19 protein-coding genes are annotated in these 18,868 nt (G+C 71.2%); 6 read left to right on the forward strand and 13 right to left on the reverse strand.

The genetic code is table 11. The annotated features are described in order from the left end of the window. Positions 1-6: 6 nt before the first annotated feature. The 3 genes from ACZ38L_RS22475 to ACZ38L_RS22485 form a co-directional block, all read right to left on the reverse strand. A complete protein-coding gene (locus ACZ38L_RS22475) occupies positions 7-1,287 on the reverse strand; it encodes a hypothetical protein (RefSeq protein WP_465696296.1) in 1,281 nt (426 codons plus the stop codon). After that, complete coding sequence (locus ACZ38L_RS22480; RefSeq protein ID WP_465696298.1) at positions 1,277-2,098, reverse strand: hypothetical protein; 822 nt, start codon at positions 2,096-2,098, stop codon at positions 1,277-1,279. Before ACZ38L_RS22480 ends, ACZ38L_RS22475 begins: the two co-directional genes overlap by 11 nt. Positions 2,099-2,207: 109 nt before the next feature. Further along, a complete protein-coding gene (locus ACZ38L_RS22485; protein ID WP_396566716.1) occupies positions 2,208-2,531 on the reverse strand; it encodes a hypothetical protein in 324 nt (107 codons plus the stop codon). Between the two features lie 402 nt (positions 2,532-2,933). Here ACZ38L_RS22485 and ACZ38L_RS22490 point away from each other — a divergent pair, with 402 nt between their 5' ends. Both ACZ38L_RS22490 and ACZ38L_RS22495 read left to right on the forward strand, forming a co-directional pair. Then, the gene (locus ACZ38L_RS22490) at positions 2,934-3,989 is read left to right on the forward strand and encodes a bifunctional lytic transglycosylase/C40 family peptidase (protein WP_465696334.1); all 1,056 of its coding nucleotides are present in this window, start codon (positions 2,934-2,936) and stop codon (positions 3,987-3,989) included. 218 nt (positions 3,990-4,207) lie between these two features. Then, complete coding sequence (locus tag ACZ38L_RS22495) at positions 4,208-4,930, forward strand: phosphatase PAP2 family protein (RefSeq protein WP_465696300.1); 723 nt, start codon at positions 4,208-4,210, stop codon at positions 4,928-4,930. 13 nt (positions 4,931-4,943) lie between these two features. On the opposite strand, the gene ACZ38L_RS22500 is transcribed toward ACZ38L_RS22495, so the two are convergent. After that, positions 4,944-5,165, reverse strand: coding sequence for a hypothetical protein (locus ACZ38L_RS22500; protein WP_465696302.1), 222 nt, complete (start codon positions 5,163-5,165; stop codon positions 4,944-4,946). Between the two features lie 157 nt (positions 5,166-5,322). On the opposite strand from ACZ38L_RS22500, the gene ACZ38L_RS22505 reads away from it, so the two are divergent. Beyond that, entirely contained in the window at positions 5,323-6,207 is an 885-nt protein-coding gene (locus tag ACZ38L_RS22505) for an SCO4651 family lipoprotein (protein ID WP_465696304.1), read from the forward strand. Between the two features lie 140 nt (positions 6,208-6,347). After that, on the forward strand, positions 6,348-6,563 hold the full coding sequence (locus ACZ38L_RS22510; protein WP_465696306.1) for a hypothetical protein: 216 nt from the start codon (positions 6,348-6,350) through the stop codon (positions 6,561-6,563). Here ACZ38L_RS22510 and ACZ38L_RS22515 read toward each other — a convergent pair. Then, the gene (locus ACZ38L_RS22515) at positions 6,541-6,906 is read right to left on the reverse strand and encodes a metal-sensitive transcriptional regulator (protein ID WP_396566529.1); all 366 of its coding nucleotides are present in this window, start codon (positions 6,904-6,906) and stop codon (positions 6,541-6,543) included. The two genes, ACZ38L_RS22510 and ACZ38L_RS22515, sit on opposite strands and share 23 nt — an antisense overlap. A gap of 247 nt (positions 6,907-7,153) precedes the next feature. On the opposite strand from ACZ38L_RS22515, the gene ACZ38L_RS22520 reads away from it, so the two are divergent. Next, positions 7,154-7,774, forward strand: a complete 621-nt coding sequence (locus ACZ38L_RS22520; RefSeq protein ID WP_396566527.1) for a DUF47 domain-containing protein — start codon at positions 7,154-7,156, stop codon at positions 7,772-7,774. A gap of 5 nt (positions 7,775-7,779) precedes the next feature. Beyond that, complete coding sequence (locus ACZ38L_RS22525; protein ID WP_465696309.1) at positions 7,780-8,775, forward strand: inorganic phosphate transporter; 996 nt, start codon at positions 7,780-7,782, stop codon at positions 8,773-8,775. A 119-nt stretch (positions 8,776-8,894) separates the two neighbouring features. Here the strand turns inward: ACZ38L_RS22525 and pstB are convergent, their stop codons facing one another. The 8 genes from pstB to mshD form a co-directional block, all read right to left on the reverse strand. After that, entirely contained in the window at positions 8,895-9,671 is a 777-nt protein-coding gene (gene pstB / locus ACZ38L_RS22530) for a phosphate ABC transporter ATP-binding protein PstB (protein WP_465696311.1), read from the reverse strand. A 43-nt stretch (positions 9,672-9,714) separates the two neighbouring features. Then, positions 9,715-10,794 (reverse strand): phosphate ABC transporter permease PstA, encoded by a 1,080-nt coding sequence (gene pstA / locus ACZ38L_RS22535; protein WP_465696313.1) that lies wholly within the window; start codon positions 10,792-10,794, stop codon positions 9,715-9,717. Then, complete coding sequence (gene pstC / locus ACZ38L_RS22540; RefSeq protein ID WP_396566520.1) at positions 10,791-11,804, reverse strand: phosphate ABC transporter permease subunit PstC; 1,014 nt, start codon at positions 11,802-11,804, stop codon at positions 10,791-10,793. Before pstC ends, pstA begins: the two co-directional genes overlap by 4 nt. A gap of 164 nt (positions 11,805-11,968) precedes the next feature. Further along, the gene (gene pstS, locus ACZ38L_RS22545; RefSeq protein ID WP_465696315.1) at positions 11,969-13,099 is read right to left on the reverse strand and encodes a phosphate ABC transporter substrate-binding protein PstS; all 1,131 of its coding nucleotides are present in this window, start codon (positions 13,097-13,099) and stop codon (positions 11,969-11,971) included. A gap of 248 nt (positions 13,100-13,347) precedes the next feature. Further along, a complete protein-coding gene (locus ACZ38L_RS22550) occupies positions 13,348-14,055 on the reverse strand; it encodes an NUDIX hydrolase (protein WP_465696317.1) in 708 nt (235 codons plus the stop codon). Beyond that, positions 14,040-15,131, reverse strand: coding sequence for a CHAD domain-containing protein (locus ACZ38L_RS22555; protein WP_465696319.1), 1,092 nt, complete (start codon positions 15,129-15,131; stop codon positions 14,040-14,042). Before ACZ38L_RS22555 ends, ACZ38L_RS22550 begins: the two co-directional genes overlap by 16 nt. Before the next feature lie 40 nt (positions 15,132-15,171). After that, the gene (locus ACZ38L_RS22560) at positions 15,172-17,355 is read right to left on the reverse strand and encodes an RNA degradosome polyphosphate kinase (protein WP_465696337.1); all 2,184 of its coding nucleotides are present in this window, start codon (positions 17,353-17,355) and stop codon (positions 15,172-15,174) included. 306 nt (positions 17,356-17,661) lie between these two features. Further along, a complete protein-coding gene (mshD, locus tag ACZ38L_RS22565) occupies positions 17,662-18,756 on the reverse strand; it encodes a mycothiol synthase (protein ID WP_465696321.1) in 1,095 nt (364 codons plus the stop codon). Positions 18,757-18,868: the final 112 nt, after the last annotated feature.

The raw sequence follows: 18,868 nt of genomic DNA on the forward strand, positions 1-18,868 counted from the left end.
GGTGCGTCACCCTCCCTTCGCTGGATTCTGCGCCGGCGGCGCCGTCGGGGGCGGCACCGGTGGGGCCGACGGAGTTCGCGAGCCGTGCGCGGCGATGCCGGTGGCCACCGACCCGGCACCGCCCGCGCCGCCGCTCGGCGAGGCCGCCTCCACGCCGCCGCGCGAGCCGTGCGTCGAGATGCCCTGCTTGACCAGGTTGGCCGGACCGTTGATCATCGCCGAACCGGCCGACACCGCGCTGGCCCGGGCGTTCCGCAGGTGCATCATCTCGTCGCCGAAGCCCGGCACGAAACGGTAGATCGCGCCGCTGGTGAAGATCGAGAGGGCGAGGATGGCCAGACCAGCGATCACCCGGGCGAAGTCGTCCGAGGCGCCGGAGCCCATCGCCACCGCGCCGGCCAGCCCCAGGATGATCACGATCACCGGCTTGGCCAGGTCCACGGCGGCCATCAGGCCGGCCCAGCGCCGGACGTGCTTCCACAGCTGCTTGTCCACCAGGCCCGCGTAGACCGCGGTGCCGAGCAGCGCGCCCACGTACAGCATCGCGGTCCGGATCCACAGCTCGATCCAGAGCACCGCGGCGGCCAGCACGGCCACCAGCGAGACCAGGATCAGGATCAGCGGGCCACCACCGATCGAACCGTTCTCCAGGGTGTTGGCGAACCCGCCCAGATAGGTGCCGGTGTCGGACTTGGTGCCGGCCGCGATGGCCGCGGTGAGGCCGTCGGTCGCGCTGACCACGGTGTACAGGATCAACGGGGTGAACGCGGAGGCGACCACGGTGAGCCAGAGGAAGCCGATCGCCTCCGAGATCGCCTGGGTGAGCGGCGCGCCGCGGACCGCCCGCTTGGTCACCGCGAGCAGCCAGAGCACCAGGGTGACCACCGTCGAGGCGGCGAAGACCACCGCGTACTGCTGGAGGAACGCGCTGTTGGTGAAGTCCACCTGCGTGGTGCCGTCGATCGCCCCCGACAGGCTCCGCACCACCCACGCGGCGGCCTGCGCACAGCCCTTGGCGAGCGACCCGAGCGGATCGGTGACGGAGCCCACCCCAGAAGTGCCGGGGATGGTGGCGCTGCCAGGACCGTTGACGCAGAGGATCCCGTCGTTCGCGAAGGGGATGCTCGGGCAGTTGGTGTTGGCGGCGGACGGCGACGGCGACGGAGCCCCCGGCGCCGCGAACACCCGTTGGGCCGTCAGCAGCGCCGCGAGCTGCATGACCGCCAGCGCCGCACCCAGGCGGCCGGCGCGGCGGAGGAAGGACCGGGCGGAGCCGTCAGCGGGCATAGCGGAAGCCTCCGAACTGCTGGACGGCGCTGGTGATCTCGTCGGCGCTGGCGGCCTGCTGGTCCGCCGGGACCGGGGCGGGCCCGTTCTGCCGGCTGTAGTCGGTGAGCTTCCAGTCCGTGCCGGTCCAGTGCAGGCTGAGGGTGAGGGTGTACCAGTTCTCGGCGACCGGCTTGGTGGAGCTGGTCCCGGCCAGCCCGCCGAGCCCCACGCACCACACCATGGCCTTGGTCGCGGCGGCGGTGTACCCGTCGGTGCGGGTGCCGACCGGCACGGCCCGGCTGACGAAGGTGAGCCCCTGCGGGGCGTTGCCCTGCGCGTCGAGGCCGTACTGGCTCAGCACGTCGGGGGTGATCGCCTGGTCGAGCCGGGTCTGCAGGGCGCCGAGCGCGGACGGGTCGGCGATGGCGGTGAGTACCGCCCGCCGCCCGTCGGCCCGGAACATGTCCGCGCCGCCCAGCGCGACGGCGTAGTTGGCGGCGGCCGACTGGGCGCCCTGGTCGGTGTCGGGGTACCCGGTGGCGATGCCGTTGGTGGTGGTGGTGACGGGCTGTACGCCACTGGCCGCGGTGGCCGCCGAGCCGCCCGGCGGCGGTGGGGCGGCCGCGCCGGACGGGTCGGCCGACCCGCCGCCGGCCAGGCTCCCGTCGTGGTTGGCGATGGAGATGGCGACCACCAGCAGGGTCACCACCACCAGCACCGTCAGCAGGGTGCGCAGCGGCCTGGACTGACGGAGCGAAGGCTGGACGGAGGACTGTTCGCCGACCGGCAGCCGCGTCCTGGTGTGCGGCTGGTCGTCGGGCAACGGCACGGCGGCCCTCCTGGGACGGGGAGCCGGTGGAGGCTCCGGGGTTGCGGTCCGGGGGCACCCCGGTAGCGGGTCGTCCAGCCCGGCATGCTCTGGACTGACTATCTGGTCGTCAGATGGACATGCCGTAGACAATGGTGAACAGAGTGCCCAACGATCCAATGATGAACACGCCGGTCAGCCCGGCGATGATCAGCCCCTTGCCCTGCTCGGCACTGAAAGTGTCGCGCATCGCGGTGGCCCCGATCCGCTGCTTGGCGGCCCCCCAGACCGCGATGGCCAGGCAGGCCAGGATGGCCACCGCCATCACGACCTCCACCATGACCCGCGCCTCGGACCCGAGGGTCGAGAAAGGACCCCAATCCGGGGCGATCCCACCGATAATGGTGTTGATATTGCCCTTACCGCTACTGGGGGCGGGGGTCGGATCCGCGATCAGGTAGCTGCGGGCATAGCCACCCACCGTGCCACCCACCCTGCTGACTACGTCGCTCAAGTGCATTCCTGTCTCACCGCCCGGTCAGGCAAATTCAAGGCCCCTCAGCGGGGTCGCGCGAAGGGCTGGGACCCATTCTTGGCCAGATCTGATGTCGACTTGGCTACTTCTGGTGGATTGGTCGCGCGGCATCGGGCTTGTACGCCAGGATGACCACCGTAGTTAGGATAGCGCTCACTCTTTGTATCTCCGATGATTGCACTGGGCAACGCCTTGCCGCAGACTGGTGGGGGCTTCGGTGGAACAGACTGGCGCATGCGGGGGGCATATGCGTTCCGGTGCCGAGCCGGAGGCTCTGTCCGTGGGACACAAGCGCTCTGACAGTGCATCGGGATGGTGCTGATGGTACTCCGGAACGGCCTGCGGACAGCGGCCTTGGCGGGAGCTGTTGCATTCGGCTTCCTCGGCGTGATCGGCGTCGGCACGTACGCGGCCAGCGGAGCGGTCCAACTCGGCGGCACCGGCGGTGGCCTGACGCTCGCACCGGGCACCGTCCCGGCCGCCTACCAGGCGCTGATCCAGCAGTGGGGCACCAGGTGCCCGCAGATCTCGCCCCCCATGCTGGCCGCACAGCTCTACCAGGAGAGCGGCTTCGACCCGACGGCCCGCAGCAGCGTGGGCGCCGAGGGCATCGCCCAGTTCATGCCGGACACCTGGGCAACCTACGGCGTGGACGCCACCGGTGACGGCAGGAAGGACATCTGGAACCCGGCCGACGCGATCCCCGCCGCCGCCAACTACGACTGCGCGCTCGCCCAGGACACCGCCACCGTCCCCGGCGACCCGCAGGACAACCTGCTGGCCGCCTACAACGCCGGCCCCTACGCGGTGATCGCCCACCGGGGCGTCCCGCCGTACCAGGAGACCCAGGGCTACGTCCGCTCGATCAAGTCACTGATGGTCAGCTTCACCGCGCAGACCCCGGCCAGCACCCTGGTGGTCTCCCCACAGGCCTCCGGCGCGATCTACTTCGCGCAGACCAAGCTGGGCACCCCGTACCTGTGGGGCGGTGAGGGGCTCCCCTCGCAGAACGGCCAGTTCGACTGCTCCGGGCTGACCCAGGCCGCCTTCGCCTCGGTGGGCATCAGCCTCCCCCGGGTGGCCAACGACCAGTGGTACGCCGGCCCGCACCCGTCCCGCGACCAACTCCGCCCCGGCGACCTGGTCTTCTTCGCCACCGACCTGAACGACCCGCGCACCATCCACCACGTCGGGATCTACGTCGGCGGCGGCTACATGATCAACGCGCCGCACACCGGGGCGGTGATCCGCTATGACAGGATCGACCAACCGGACTACATCGGCGCCACCCGGGTCACTCCGGACGGCGCCAGCGCGCTGCCGCAGCGCGGTGCGGACGGGACCATCACCGGCGGCTCGGACCCGGGCCACACCTGATCGCCGGTCAGCAGACGCGTGACGGCGTGCCGGAGTTGTGCCCGTCTGGTCAAGTTTCCATAACAGTGTGTCCTCGTGGAACGCTGTGCGCCGGATGTCTCGTTCTGTCCTGCGGCAGAAGTCCCTCCTGCGGCAGAAGTTCCGTCCTGTGACAGGAACGCACGGCCGGGACGGACGGACCACGAACTGATCAGACGGCAGATTCCAGGAGGTACGGCGTGTCGACGCTGTTGGCCGACACCAGCAATCCGGACGTCAGCCTCCTCTACACCATCAACGGCTGGGCCAAGGTGGCCCCCGGCTGGTTCGACCACCTGGTCTCCTGGACCGGCGAGTACGGCATCCTGATCGGCCTGCTGCTGCTCTGCCTGGTCGGCTGGCTGCAGGCCCGTCGCCGGCCGGACGCCCCGGTCGCGGTGGCCGGCGTGCTGTGGGCCCCGATCTCGGTGGGCCTCGCCGAGCTCGCCAACCTGCCGATCGCCGCGATCGTCGACCGGCCGCGCCCGTTCGTGGACCACCCCGGGCTGGACGTGCTGGTGGCCGGCAAGGCCGGCACCCACTCCTTCGTCAGCGACCACTCGACCATCGCGATGGCCTTCGCGGTGGCGCTCTTCCTGGTGAACCGCCGGCTCGGCGCGATCGCCGGCGGGCTCGCCCTGCTGCAGGGCTTCTGCCGGATGTTCATGGGTGTGCACTACCCCACCGACGTGCTGGGCGGCTACGCGCTGGCGGCCGCGGTGGTGCTGCTGCTGGCGCCGATCGCGATGGCGGTACTGGTGCCGTTCTGCCACGCGGTGACCAGAACGGCGGCCGCGCCGCTGATCACCGCGCAGCGGCGGCCCGGGCCGGCCGGCAGCGGCGGCTCGCGGCGGCGCCGGCGCGAGCCGGCGGTGCCCCCGGCGCGCACCGAGCGCGCCCCCGAGTCCGACCTGGCGGCCTGAGTCCGGCAGTGGGTCAGGCGGGCTGGTCGAGGTGTTCCCGGGCGTCCCGGCGGGCCTTGTCCCGGGAGCGTCGGGCCGGCGCGAACCAGCCGCAGCTGCAACTGGCGAGGGCGAACGACCCGCGCTCGGCGACCTCCGCCCGGTGCCCGTCGGGGCCGTCACCGGCCCGCGCGGCGGGGACGGCCCCGCTCGGGAGGGCAGGGGGGTCGGTCCAGGCCGACGACTCCTTACGCACGTCGTTCACGGTAAACCCGCACGGCCCCCGGCGCGCGAAGCCCTACGCGCGCCGGTCCGCTCGTAACCCGACCGCCGTCGGCTCGTTGGGGCAGTGAGGCCGTGTCCAGCAGGGGCGGCGGCGTGCCGGGCCCGGGCCCGAGGGGGTTGAGAGCAGCATGATCCAGTCGCAGCGTCGCGGCGCACAGATCCTCGGCTCGGCGGCGGTGGCCGCCCTGTTGACCGTCTCCCTGGCGGCCTGCTCGGGCGGCGGTGGCGGCTCGGCCGACGCGGCGGACGCCGTCAAGAGCAGCGGACCCGACACGCTGGCCGCCGACCCGCTGACGGCGGTGCGCAACGCCGCCGACCTCACCGGCCACGTCGGCTCCGCCCAGGCGGCCACCCAGCTGACCACCGAGTCCGCCAACAAGCAGGCCTCGTTCACCGGCACCGGGACCTACGACTACACCAAGCGGATCGGCCGGCTGCAGGTGACCGTCCCGCCGGGCGCCGCGACCAACGGCCCGGTGGTCGAGGTGGTCGAGCCCGGCATCGTCTTCCTGCAGAACAGCGGGGCCAAGGTGCCGGCCGGCAAGTGGGTCAAGCTGGACGTCCGGCAGCTCGCCGACGGCAACCTGATCAGCAACGGCGCGACCGACCCGGCCGACGCCGCCGGGGCGTTGCGCGGCGTCCAGCAGGCCCAGTTGGTCGGCGGCGACACCGTGGACGGGGTCGCCGTCAAGCACTACAAGGGCACCCTTGACCTGGCCAAGGCCGCCGACGCCACCGGCGGTGCCGGCGCCTACGGACTGCGGATGGCGGCCAACACCTTCACTGTCAAGGCGGTCCCGTACGACGTCTGGCTGGACGCCCAGGGCCGGCTGCGCCGGGTGACCGAGGTGTTCACCTTCGCCGGGGTCGCCGGTTCCGGCAACCCCAAGGACCAGGTCAAGGTCACCTCGACGGTGACGCTCAGCGGGTTCGGGCAGCCGGTGAACGTCTCCGAGCCGCCCGCCGCCGACGTGGTCCAGCTGCAGGACTCCTCCGCCAGCCCGCAGAACTGAGGTGTCGGGGGCGGCAGCCCACCCGTTTCGGTGGCAGAGATGGCCCGTCCGTGCCATGTGGTGGGCTCCCGGCACTCTCTAGGCTGGGACCCGGGTGGCTGCCGCCCGGTGGGTGCAGGGCGCTGAAGGGGTGGTGCAGGGTGTCGTCCTCCGCGGACCGAAGGATCGGCCACGACAGCGCGGCCCTCGACGAGATCGAGCTGGCCGGCGAGCTGATGATCGCCGCCACCGCCAGCACCGACGAGCGGCTGCCCACCGCCCGGATCGACGAGGTGTTGCTCCAGCAGGCGCAGCAGGCCCGGCAGGCCACCGACGGCGAGGGCGGCGGGCCGGTCAGCTCCGCAGCAGCCGGCTGATCGCGGTCATCGCCTCGGCCACCTTCTGGTCCATCTCCGGCCCGCCCTCCTCCGCGGCCGCCGCCACGCAGTGCTTGACGTGCTCCTCCAGCAGCGCGAGCGCGAAGGACTGCAGCGCCTTGGTGCCCGCCGAGACCTGGGTGAGGATGTCGATGCAGTAGACGTCCTCCTCGACCATCCGCTGCAACCCGCGGACCTGACCCTCGATCCGGCGCAGCCGCTTGAGGTGGTCCGCCTTGTGCGCGCTGTAGCCGTGCGGCCCCTGGTGCTGCGCGGTACCGGCGCGCTCGGTCACGCCGTTCGCGGTACTGCCGCTCGCGGTGCCGGTGCTCTCGGTGGTCATCGGCCTGCCCCGTTTCTCGTGCTGCGCGGCCGATCGCCGCCGGTGCCCCCAGTGTCCCGCACCGGCGACGCCGGCGGGTTACCCCGTCCGAGCGGCTCGACCGATCACCGCGCCCAGCACCGCGGCAATCCCCCCGGGCTTCCGCCAGACTGAGGCTCCCCGTGTTCACCCCGCTGACCCGTTTGCGCAATTCCGGCGCGGAGCACCTAGCATCGTTCAGTCCGTCCCCCGCACATCGGAGATTTCCGTGCGTTTTAGCCTGACCCCGAAGGAGACGAGCTTCTACGACATGTTCGCCGCCGCCGCGGAGAACCTGGTCGTCGGTTCGAAGCTCCTGCTGGAACTGCTGGGCTCAGACTTGTCCACCCGCGCGGAGATCGTCGAGCGCATGCGCGCCGCCGAGCACGCGGGTGACGACACCACCCACGCGATCTTCCACCAGCTGAACTCCTCCTTCATCACGCCCTTCGACCGCGAGGACATCTACAGCCTCGCCTCGTCGCTGGACGACATCATGGACTTCATGGAGGAGGCCGTCGACCTGGTCGTCCTCTACGACATCGAGACCCTGCCGGCCGGTGTCGAGCAGCAGATCGAGGTGCTGGCCCGGGCCGCCGAGCTGACCGCCGCCGCGATGCCCAGCCTGCGCAGCATGGCCGGCCTGAACGAGTACTGGATCGAGATCAACCGGCTGGAGAACCAGGCGGACCAGATCCACCGCAAGCTGCTCGCCCACCTGTTCAGCGGCCAGTACGACGCGATCGAGGTGCTCAAGCTCAAGCAGGTGGTCGACGTGCTGGAAGAGGCCGCCGACGCCTTCGAGCACGTGGCGAACACGGTGGAGACCATCGCCGTCAAGGAGTCCTGACCAGCGTGGACATGGCAGCACTCATCGCCGTCATCGGCGTGGCCTTCTTCTTCACGTACACCAACGGGTTCCACGACTCGGCGAACGCCATCGCCACCTCGGTCTCCACCCGGGCACTGACCCCGAAGGCCGCGCTGGCGATGGCCGCGGTGATGAACCTGGCCGGTGCCTTCCTCGGCAGCGGAGTGGCGCAGACCGTCTCCAAGGGGCTGATCGAGACCCCGCACGGCAGCAAGGGGATGACCATCCTCTTCGGCGCGCTGGTCGGCGCCATCGCCTGGAACCTGACCACCTGGTACTTCGGCCTGCCGTCCTCCTCCTCGCACGCGCTCTTCGGCGGCCTGGTCGGCGCGGCGCTGGCCGGCGGCACCACGGTGATCTGGCACGGCGTGATCGAGAAGATCATCCTGCCGATGGTGATCTCGCCGATCGTCGGCCTGATCGCCGGCTACCTGGTGATGCTGGCCATCCTGTGGATCTTCCGGGGGGCCAACCCGCACCGGGCCAAGCGCAACTTCCGGGTCGCGCAGACCGCCTCGGCCGCCGCGATGGCACTCGCCCACGGTCTGCAGGACGCCCAGAAGACCATGGGCATCGTGGTCATGGCGCTGACCATCTCGGGTCACCAGCACGGCAACGGGATCCCGATCTGGGTGAAGATCTCCTGCGCCACCATGCTGTCGCTGGGCACCTACGCGGGCGGCTGGCGGATCATGCGGACCCTCGGCCGCAAGATCATCGAGCTGGACCCGCCGCAGGGCTTCGCCGCCGAGAGCACCTCCGCGGCGATCATGTACATCACCTCGTACGTCTTCTCCGCGCCGATCTCCACCACCCACGTGATCACCTCGGCGATCATGGGCGTGGGCGCCACCAAGCGGGTCCGCGCGGTCCGCTGGGGGGTGGCCAAGAACATCGTGCTCGGCTGGTTCATCACCATGCCGGCCGCGGCCGGGGTCGCCGCCCTGGCCTACTGGATCACCGACCGGCTGATCGGCTGATCCGACCGGTCCGACCAGGAAAGGGCCCGCCCCCGCGTCCCGGGGGCGGGCCCTTCTTCATGCCCTGCGGCGGCACCGCCATGCAGCACCGCAGAGCAGCTCGCATCCGCGGCCGCGGCTCAGCCGAAGCGGCCGGAGATGTAGTCCTCGGTGGCCTGCACGGACGGGTTGGAGAAGATCCGCTGGGTGTCGTCCAGCTCGATCAGCTTGCCGGGCTGGCCCACCCCGGCCAGGTTGAAGAAGGCGGTGCGGTCGCTGACCCGGGCCGCCTGCTGCATGTTGTGGGTGACGATCACGATGGTGAACCGCGACTTGAGCTCGCCGATCAGGTCCTCGATCGCGAGGGTGGAGATCGGGTCCAGGGCCGAGCAGGGCTCGTCCATCAGCAGCACCTGCGGCTCGACCGCGATCGCCCGGGCGATGCAGAGCCGCTGCTGCTGGCCGCCGGAGAGCCCGGCGCCAGGCTTGTTCAGCCGGTCCTTGACCTCGTTCCAGAGGTTGGCGCCCTTCAGCGAGTTCTCCACCACGCCGTCCAGCACGGCCTTCTTCTTCACCCCGGCCAGCCGCAGGCCGGCCACCACGTTGTCGTAGATCGACATGGTGGGGAACGGGTTGGGGCGCTGGAAGACCATCCCGACGGTCCGTCGGACCGCCACCGGGTCGACGTCCCGGCCGTACAGGTTCTCGTCGTCCAGCAACACCTTGCCCTCGACCCGGGCACCGGGGATCACCTCGTGCATCCGGTTGAGGGTCCGCAGGAAGGTGGACTTGCCGCAGCCGGAGGGACCGATGAAGGCCGTCACCGAACGGGGCTCGACGGTCATCGAGATGTCCTCGATGGCCTTGGTCCCGCCGTAGTAGGCCGACAGTCCGCTGACGTCGATGCGCTTCGCCATGATCTTTCGTCTTCTCTCGTCTTTACGTACGTCAGTCGGTCGGTCAGTGGCCGGACTTCGGCGAACGCCAGCGTGCCACGCCCCGGGCGATCAGGTTGAGCGCCATCACGAAGGCGATCAGCACCAGCGCGGCGCCCCAGGCCCGGGCGTAGCCGAAGTCGTTGTCGACCATCGCGTACTGCTGCCAGATGTACAGCGGCAGGGACTGCTGCGGACCCTGGAACGGGTTGCCGTTGATGAAGTCGGCACCGAACACCAGCATCATCACCGGGGCGGTCTCACCCGTGATGCGGGCGACCGCCAGCATCACACCGGTGGTGATACCGCCGATCGCGGTGGGGATGACGATCCGCAGGATGGTCTTCCACTTGGGCACGCCGAGCGCGTACGAGGCCTCGCGCAGCTCGTTCGGGACGAGCTTGAGCATCTCCTCGGTGGAGCGCACGACCACCGGCATCATCAGGATCGACAGCGCCAGGCTGCCCGAGAAGCCGGAGTACTGGAAGCCCAGCGCGATGTTCCAGACGGAGAGGATGAACAGACCGGCGACGATCGACGGGACACCCGTCATCACGTCGACGAAGAAGGTGACCACCTTGGCGAGCCGGCCCCGGCCGTACTCGACCAGGTAGACCGCGGTCAGCAGACCGACCGGCGCGGCGATCAGGCTGGCCAGGCCGACCTGCTCCAGGGTGCCGAGCAGCGCGTGGTAGACGCCGCCACCCGGGCCGGAGGAGAGCACGCCCTTCATGGAGTGGGTCAGGAAGTTGCCGTTCACCACGCCGGCGCCCTGCTGGATGGTGTAGATGACCAGCGAGGCGAGCGGGACGACGGCCAGGATGAAGGCCACCCAGACCAGCGAGGTGGCCAGCCGGTCGCGGGCCTGCCGACCGCCCTCGACCTTGGCCGAGAGGCCGTAGCCGATCACCACGTAGAGCAGCGCGGAGATCAGGCCCCACTGCAGGTGGCTGGTGAGGCCGAAGCCCGCACCCAGGGCGCAGCCCAGCGCGATGGACAGCACGGCCACGCCGGCCGGGGCCCAGCGCGGCAGCCGCGCGGTGGTGAGCCGCTGACTCAGTCGGGGAGCCGGCGGGGTGTCCGTGGTCTTGGCGATCGTGGTCATGCGTTGGCCCCCGAGTACTCCTTGCGGCGGGCGATGATCAGCCGGGCGCCGCCGTTCACCAGCAGGGTGATCAGGAACAGCACCAGGCCGGAGGCCATCAGCGCGTCCTTTCCGACGTTACCGGCCTCACCGAACTTCAGCGCGATGTTCTGCGCGAAGGTGCCGCCGCCCGCGTCCAGCAGGTGCAGCGAGAGGGTGGACGAGGCGGAGAGCACGGTGGCGACCGCGATGGTCTCGCCGAGCGCGCGGCCGAGGCCGAGCATCGAGGCCGAGATGATCCCGGGGCGGCCGAACGGCAGCACCGCCGTGCGGATCACCTCCCAGCGGGTGGCGCCCAGCGCCAGCGCCGCCTCCTCGTGCATCCGCGGCACCTGGCGGAAGACCTCGCGGCTGACCGCGGTGATGATCGGCAGGATCATGATGGCCAGCAGGATGCCGCAGGTGAACAGGTTGCGGGCGGGGCCGATCTGGGTCTGCTTGAAGACGTAGGTCCAGCCCAGGTAGGTGTTCAGCCAGCTGTTCAGCCCGTTCAGGTGCGGCACCAGGAAGAGCGCGCCCCACAGGCCGTAGACGATGCTGGGCACGGCGGCCAGCAGGTCGACCAGGTAGGCGAACGGCTGGGCGATCCGGCGCGGCGCGTAGTGCGAGATGAACAGCGCGATCCCGATCGCCACCGGAACCGCGATCAGCATCGCGACCAGGGCGCTGACCACGGTGCCGAAGGCCAGCACGGCGATGCCGAAGCTGGGCTTGGTGATGTTGTCCGGGTCCCACCCGAAGGTGGTCAGGAAGTTGGTCTGGTCCTTGCTGATGGCCAGTCCACTGCGATAGAGCAGGAAGCCCGCGATGGCGGCCATGATGACCAGCAGCAGGATCCCGGACCCGGCGGAGGCGCCGAAGAAGAGGCTGTCGCCGAGACGGCCCTTGCCCTTCAGGGAACTGCCGCCGGCGGCGGCGTCCCTGCCCACGTCGGAGTCAGGGCCGGGGGAATCGGGTGGTGTGGAAGTCATGAGGTTGGTACTCCGGTCTGGCGGTGCTGCCCCGGTGGGGGCGGCTCCATGGCGGCGGTGCCCCGGACGGTCTTTCGGTGGTTTCGGCCGGTGGGCCGGTGACAGGTCGGTGGGCGGTCCCGTTCCCCCTTACGGGACCGCCCACCAACCTCTCGGTGCCTGGATTAGCTCAGCTGGCCGATCTCGGCCTTGACCTTGTCGCTGATGGCGGAGGGCATCGGCACGTAGCCCTTGCTGGCGATGGCCTGCTGGCCGGCGTCGCTGGCGGTGTAGTTGAGGAAGGACTTCAGGGTGTCCAGCGTGTCGGGCTTGTTGCCCTTGTCGCAGGCGATCTCGTAGGTCACCAGGACGATCGGGTAGGCGTTCTCGGCCTTGGTGCCGTAGTCGAGCTGCAGCGCCAGGTCGTTGCCGGTGCCGATCACCGTGGAGTTGGCCAGCGTGGTCGCGGCGTTGGCGGCGGTCGGGTCGACCGGCTTGCTGGCGCCGGTGGCGATGCTGGCGCTCTGCAGGTTGTTGATCTGCGCGTAGGAGAGCTCGACGTAGCCGATCGAGTTCGGGACCTGCTTGATCTGCGCGGAGACGCCGGCGCTGCCGGAGGCCGACTGGCCGCCCTTGCCCGCCCAGGTCTTGTTCGCCGGGTAGCTCCAGGCGCCGCCGGAGGTCTTGGCGAAGTACGAGGTCAGGTTGTAGGTGGTGCCGGAGTCGTCCGAGCGGTGGAAGGTCTGGATCTGCGCGTCCGGCAGGTTGACGCCCGGGTTGAGGGCGGCGATGGCCGGGTCGTTCCACTTGGTGATCTGCGAGTCGAAGATCTTCGCGGTGGTCGGGCCGTCCAGCACCAGGTGGCTCACGCCCTGGACGTTGTAGACGATCGAGACCAGACCGGCGACCATCGGCAGGTCGATGGCCTGACCGCCACCGGTGCAGACCTGCTTCGAGGCGTCGATGTCGGACGGCTTGAGCGCGAAGTCGGAGCCGGCGAAGGCGACCTTGCCCTGGTTGAACTGCTGGACACCGGCACCGGAGCCGACACCGTTGTAGGTGATGGTGCTGCCGGAGCAGGCGGACCCGAAAGCGTTCTTCCACACGTCGATCGCGTTGCCCTGGGCGGTCGAGCCGGCACCCAGCAGGCCCGCCTGCTTGCTGGCGCAGGTGATCGAGGCGGCCGGGGCGGACGAACCACCCGAGGAGGCGGTGGAGTTGTTGTCGGAGCCGCAGGCCGCGAGCGACAGCGAGCTGACGAGCGCCACGGCACCGATTGCGAGGGCCTTGGTGCGGCCGTTCCGCTGGAGCTTCACAGGGTGTCCCTTTCTTTGGCCGTCCGCCGCGCGCCTGACCTGCTCTGGGGCGGTCGGACGGACGGACCTGCTGTGGTCCGGGGCCGCGCCGGCCCTCCGGTAGGACCGAAGCTAGGCCGAGCAGGTGACGCATCAGCCGGTCGCAAATGAACGGGGAGTGAACCTCGAAGGGCTACCAGGAAACACGGTCCGGTAGTAACGGTTGCATCACGGCAAGGGTTCGACCAAGACACGCCCGGCCGGGTGGCTCATCCCGGGAACGGCACCGGCCATCCGGGTGCCAACCAGGCGTCCCCCACCTCGGCCAGACGCTCCAGCAGGGCGTCGACCAGCTCCCGGTCCCGGGCGTGGGTCAACCGGGCCCGGGCCTTGCCCGGCTTGAGCCACTTCATCCGGTCCACCTCCCGGTTCGGCCGGAACTCCCCGCGCACCGGCACCGCCGCCCAGTACCGCACCTCCTTGGGCCGTCCGTTCGCCAGGTAGTACTGCGCGGGCAGTGGCGCGACCAGCCGGCAGACCAGCCCGGTCTCCTCCTCCACCTCACGCACCGCCGCCTCCACCGGGCTCTCCCCGGCGTGCAGCTTGCCCTTGGGCAGGCTCCAGTCGTCGTACTTCGGCCGGTGGATCAGCGCGATCCGCGGCTTGCGACGACCCCGGCCGTCCGCGCGCGGCTCGCCCGGGCGCCAGAGCACCGCGCCGGCCGCCAGGATCGTGCTCGGCCGCCCGTCGTGCCGCGCGCCGGGGCGGTGGCCGGCCGGCGCCGGGACGGTCGGGTGGCCGGAGCCGGTCCAGCCGCCGGGCGGCCCGCCGTCCCGCAGCTCGGACTCACCCAGCCTGGCCTCGCGCAGCCTCCGGCGCTCGACCCGGTCGGCCGACTCGTCGCGGTCCACCGTCCCGGCGACCGCCATCCGGGGCGGCTGGTGCCGCTGGTCATCCCCTGTCAGGCGCTCGCCCATTCCTGCCATCCGTGCTGCGGGAGGGTCGGCCACTGCCGGCCGAAGGCGTACCGGGCGGACTCGACCTCAAGTCGTTGATCAGCATGCACCACCCCCAGCACGTAGGCGGTCGCCGGGGTGATCCGCGGCGTGCGGGCGGCGGTGGCCACCGTCACGGCGGCCTCGGTGGCGTCCTGGTGCCGGTCCAGCACCTCGTTCAGGGCGTCCAGCTCGACCACCGGCCGCCCGCACACCTCCAGCGCGTACCGGGCCCGCTTCACCAGGATCCGCACCCCCTGCCACGGCGCGTCGTCGGTCGCCAGCGCGGAGTCCGCATCCGCCACCGGACGCGGCTGGGCCGGCACCTGGGCCGGAACGGCACCGGCCGTCCCGAGCCGGTGCAGCGCGTCGCCCTGGTAGGCCACCGTGGCCCGCGACAACGGCAGCCGCTGGACGGCCGCCCCCAGCGCGGTGAAGGCCGCCGAGGCCTGCGGCAGCAGCACCTCCGCCGCCCGGCCCATGGCCGGCTCCGCCAGCGGGGTCTCGCCCACCAGCAGGGTCATCCGGTCCGCCAGCGCGTGCAGCCGGGCCGACCGAAGCTCCTGCAGCACGACGCTGTGCGCCCGGGTGCGGGCCAGCGTCAGCTGCCGCTCCAGCAGCGCCCGGGCCTTCGGAGCGCCCTGGTGGCCGGCCAGCATGCCCGGCCCGCGCGACTCGCCGGGCGAGGCGGTCGAACTGAGCGAGTCCAGTGCGGCCAACAGCCGTGCGGTGCGCCGCAGATAGCCGGGCTCCTGGGCCAACAGGTTGAGCAGCCAGCGCAGTTCGCTCCGGGACTGTTGCGCCCAGGCCGGGTCGAGCAGCACGCCGAAGGTGTGCAGCGCCCCACCGATCCGTCTCACCGCGCGCAGCAGCTCGCCGGTACTGGCCGTGCCGACGGGCGAGTTGACGGACGGCACGGCGCCGGGCCGGGCCCCCGCCTCGCCCACCGCCTGTGGCAGGGCGCGCAGGAACGCGCCGGCCTGGCCGGTGAGATATCCGGAAAGCACCTGGCCGGCGGTCGCGGTGGCCGCGTGAGCCGTCATGGGCGCGTCAGTCATGTCGTGGGTTCCCCGTTCCCCCAGGGCAGGTGACGGATGGTCAGAGCGTGCTGGAGGAACTCCGGCGGCGCTGGCGCGAGTCGATGAGCAGGTCCTGGATGTCCCGCAGCGGCTGGTCGTCGGCGTCCCGGCTGTGCCGGGTCCACGCCCCGTCCGGGCCCAGGTGCCAGGACGCGGTGTCGTCGGCCATGCCGAGGTCGATCAGCCGGGACAGCTCGGCCCGGTGCGCCGGGTCGGTCACCCTGACCAGCGCCTCGATCCGTCGGTCCAGGTTACGGTGCATCATATCGGCGCTGCCGAACCAGACTTCCGGGTCGCCGCCACCGCCGAAGACGAAGACCCGGGAGTGCTCCAGGAACCGGCCGAGGATGCTGCGGACCCGGATGTTCTCGCTCAGCCCGAGCACACCCGGTCGAATCGCGCAGATGCCGCGCACCAGCACGTCCACCGGCACGCCCGCCTGGGAGGCCCGGTAGAGCGCGTCGATCACCACCTCGTCGACGATCGAGTTGACCTTGAGCTTCACGTACGCCGGTCGGCCGGCCCGGTGCATCGCGATCTCGTTCTGGATCCGCATCAGCAGGCCGTCCCGCAGACCCCGCGGGGCGGTCAGCAGCCGCCGGTAGGACTCCCGGCGCGAGTAGCCGGAGAGCCGGTTGAACAGGTCGGACAGGTCGGCGCCGACGTCCGGGTCCGAGGTGAGCAGCCCGAGGTCCTCGTAGAGCCGGGCCGTCTTGGGGTGGTAGTTGCCGGTGCCGACGTGCGCGTAGCGGCGCAGCGTGTCGCCCTCCTGACGGACCACCAGGGACAGCTTGCAGTGCGTCTTCAGCCCGATCAGGCCGTAGACCACGTGGCAGCCGGCCTCCTCGAGCTTCCGGGCCCACTTGATGTTGGCCTGTTCGTCGAACCGGGCCTTGATCTCCACCAGCACCAGTACCTGCTTGCCGGACTCGGCGGCGTCGATCAGCGCGTCCACGATCGGCGAGTCGCCGGAGGTGCGGTACAGGGTCTGCTTGATCGCCAGCACGTTCGGGTCGGCCGCGGCCTGCTCCAGGAAGGCCTGCACCGAGGTGGAGAAGCTGTCGTACGGGTGGTGCAGCAGCACGTCGCGCTCACGCATGGCGGCGAAGATGTCCGGCTGCGAGGCCGACTCGACGTCGGTCAGGCCGCGGGCGGTGCCGGCCACGAACTTCGGGTACTTCAGCTCGGGCCGGTCCAGCTCGGCGATCCCGAACAGCCCGGTCAGGTCGAGCGGCCCGGGCAGCGGGAAGACCTCCGCCTCGGTGATGTTCAGCTCGCGGACCAGCAGGTCGAGGATGTACGGGTCGATCGACTCCTCCACCTCCAGCCGGACCGGCGGGCCGAACCGACGCCGCATCAGCTCCTTCTCCAGGGCCTTGAGGATGTTCTCGGTGTCGTCCTCCTCCACCTCCAGGTCCTCGTTGCGGGTGACCCGGAAGGCGTGGTGGGCGAGCACCTCCATGCCCGGGAAGAGCTCCTCCAGGTGCGCGCCCATCACGTCCTCCAGCGGGACGTACCGCTGCGGCGACGCCTCCAGGAAGCGCGAGAGGGACTGCGGGACCTTCACCCGGGCGAAGTGCTTGTGGCCGGAGACCGGATTGCGGACCACCACCGCCAGGTTCAGGCTCAGTCCCGATATGTACGGGAACGGGTGCGCGGGGTCCACCGCGAGCGGGGTCAGCACCGGGAAGATCTGCTGGCGGAACAGGGTGTGCAGGCGGCCCTGCTCCTTGTCGCCCAGCTCCGGCCAGCGGACCACCTCGATGCCCTCGGCGGCCAGGTCGGGCAGCACGTCCTGCTGGAACGCGGCCGCGTGCCGGGCCATGAGCTCGCGCGACCTGGTCCAGATCAGGTCCAGCACCTCGCGCGGTTGCAGGCCGGACGCGCTGCGCTGGGCCACCCCGGTGGCGATCCGGCGCTTCAGGCCGGCCACCCGGACCATGAAGAACTCGTCCAGGTTGCTGGCGAAGATCGCCAGGAACTTGGTCCGCTCCAGCAGCGGTATCCGTGGGTCCTCGGCGAGTTCGAGCACCCGCTCGTTGAACGCCAGCCAGCTGCGTTCCCGGTCCAGGAAGCGGCCCTGCGGCAGCTCCTCGGTGCCCGGGCCGGCCAGCACCGGGAACTCGTCGAGATCGAGCGAGAGGGCGGGCTGGCCGACCGGGTGGGCGGCGGCCGCGGCCGTCGGACGGGCGGTCGCCGCCATGGCCGGGCCGGCCGTGTCGGTGGTGCCTGTTGCCCCGGTGGGGGCGGGACGGGGGATGCTCATCGGTTCCAGCTCCTCCAGCGGCCTGAGGTCCGAGCGCTCCGGGATTCCGTGTGCTGGGTCCGCTCGGCCCGGCCGCGCTGAGGACCCGGTACGGCCGCTAGCCGACCGGCCCGGGCCGCGTGGCCGGAGCTATGGGAGCGAGACACTACGGACTTCATCCTGTGATCTTCGCGGCGCTTATTGAACCCACGGTAAACACCGCATGGCCAGGAGGAAAGCTGAGGCCGTCGGCCCTGGGGCCCGCTATCCGGCGGACCCTTCGGCCACGCTCTTCCCTTCCGGTACCCGGTACATCAGGTCCACCTCGTGGATGGTGAACCCCAGTCGTTCATATACCCGCAGCGCGGCCGGATTGTCGGCGTCCACGTAGAGCAGCACGGTGTCCAGGCCGCGGTCCCGGCCGAGGTGGCTCAGACCGGCGGCGGTGAGTGCGCGGCCCAGCCCGCTGCCCTGCTCGGCCGGATCCACGCCGACCACGTAGACCTCGCCGAGCGCGGGGCCGGCCTCGGTGGCCGGGTGGACCTTGGTCCAGTGGAAGCCCACCAGGCGGTCGCCGCGGACGGCCAGGAAGAAGCCGGCCGGGTCGAACCACGGCTCGGCCATCCGGTCGGCCAGGTCCTGGGCGGTCCAGGCGCCCTGCTCGGGGTGGTGGGCGAAGGCCAGCGCGTTCAGCGCCAGCCAGGCCGCGTCGTCCTCGCCGGGGCGGAAGGTCCGCAGGGTGATCCCGGACGGCGGCGGGACCTCGTCCAGCGGCTCGGCGCCGGGCACGGTGGTACGCCGCAGCTGCCGCAGCTCGCGAACCAGCTCGGCGCCGTACTCCGCGGCCAGCCGGCGGGCGGCCGGGTGGTCACCGTGGGCCCAGATGTCCACCGAGCCCGCGGTCTCGGCCAGCACGGTGTCCAGCAGCTGCCGGCCGAGGCCATGGCCGCGCCGCTCGGGCGCCACCACCAGCTCGGCGGTGGCCCGGCCGACCGTGGCCTCCGCCGGCAGCTCCAGCTGGGCGTAACCGGCCGCGGCACTCCCGGGGCCCTCGGTGCGCTCGGTGCGCTCGGTGTTCTCGGTGTTCTCGGTGCGCTCGGTGCTCTGGAGCAGATGGACGACGCCCGCCCGGCCCGCTCCGGCGGCGCGCAGTCGCAGCCGGCCCTGCTCGGAGACGGCCTCCCGGCCGTCCACCCGGCTCGCCGCGGCCAGCACCCGCAGCGCGGCATCCCGCTGCTCCGGCGCCAGCACCTCGCGCGCGATGACCGTGCTCTCCCCGGCGGCCGCCAGGGCCCTGGTGTACCGCCGCTCCCCTGCAGGGGTGGTCCCCGCCGTGTCCGTACCCGTCGTAGCGTCCATAGGCCGACCCTACGGCACCGGAAATGCGAGAAGCCCCTCCCGGTCTCCCGGAAGGGGCTTCTCTGAAAAATCGTTCGGCGGCGTCCTACTCTCCCACAGGGTCCCCCCTGCA

Source organism: Kitasatospora sp. NPDC024654, from assembly GCF_055559155.1.

Bases quoted from the DNA above. Each gene is read 5' to 3' on its own strand.
- ACZ38L_RS22475 (WP_465696296.1), bottom strand. From the start codon at position 1,287: ATGCCCGCTGACGGCTCCGCCCGGTCCTTCCTCCGCCGCGCCGGCCGC.
- ACZ38L_RS22490 (WP_465696334.1), top strand. From the start codon at position 2,934: ATGGTACTCCGGAACGGCCTGCGGACAGCGGCCTTGGCGGGAGCTGTT.
- ACZ38L_RS22505 (WP_465696304.1), top strand. From the start codon at position 5,323: ATGATCCAGTCGCAGCGTCGCGGCGCACAGATCCTCGGCTCGGCGGCG.
- ACZ38L_RS22515 (WP_396566529.1), bottom strand. From the start codon at position 6,906: ATGACCACCGAGAGCACCGGCACCGCGAGCGGCAGTACCGCGAACGGC.
- pstB (WP_465696311.1), bottom strand. From the start codon at position 9,671: ATGGCGAAGCGCATCGACGTCAGCGGACTGTCGGCCTACTACGGCGGG.
- pstA (WP_465696313.1), bottom strand. From the start codon at position 10,794: ATGACCACGATCGCCAAGACCACGGACACCCCGCCGGCTCCCCGACTG.
- pstC (WP_396566520.1), bottom strand. From the start codon at position 11,804: ATGACTTCCACACCACCCGATTCCCCCGGCCCTGACTCCGACGTGGGC.
- ACZ38L_RS22550 (WP_465696317.1), bottom strand. From the start codon at position 14,055: ATGGGCGAGCGCCTGACAGGGGATGACCAGCGGCACCAGCCGCCCCGG.
- ACZ38L_RS22555 (WP_465696319.1), bottom strand. From the start codon at position 15,131: ATGACTGACGCGCCCATGACGGCTCACGCGGCCACCGCGACCGCCGGC.
- ACZ38L_RS22560 (WP_465696337.1), bottom strand. From the start codon at position 17,355: ATGGCGGCGACCGCCCGTCCGACGGCCGCGGCCGCCGCCCACCCGGTC.
- mshD (WP_465696321.1), bottom strand. From the start codon at position 18,756: ATGGACGCTACGACGGGTACGGACACGGCGGGGACCACCCCTGCAGGG.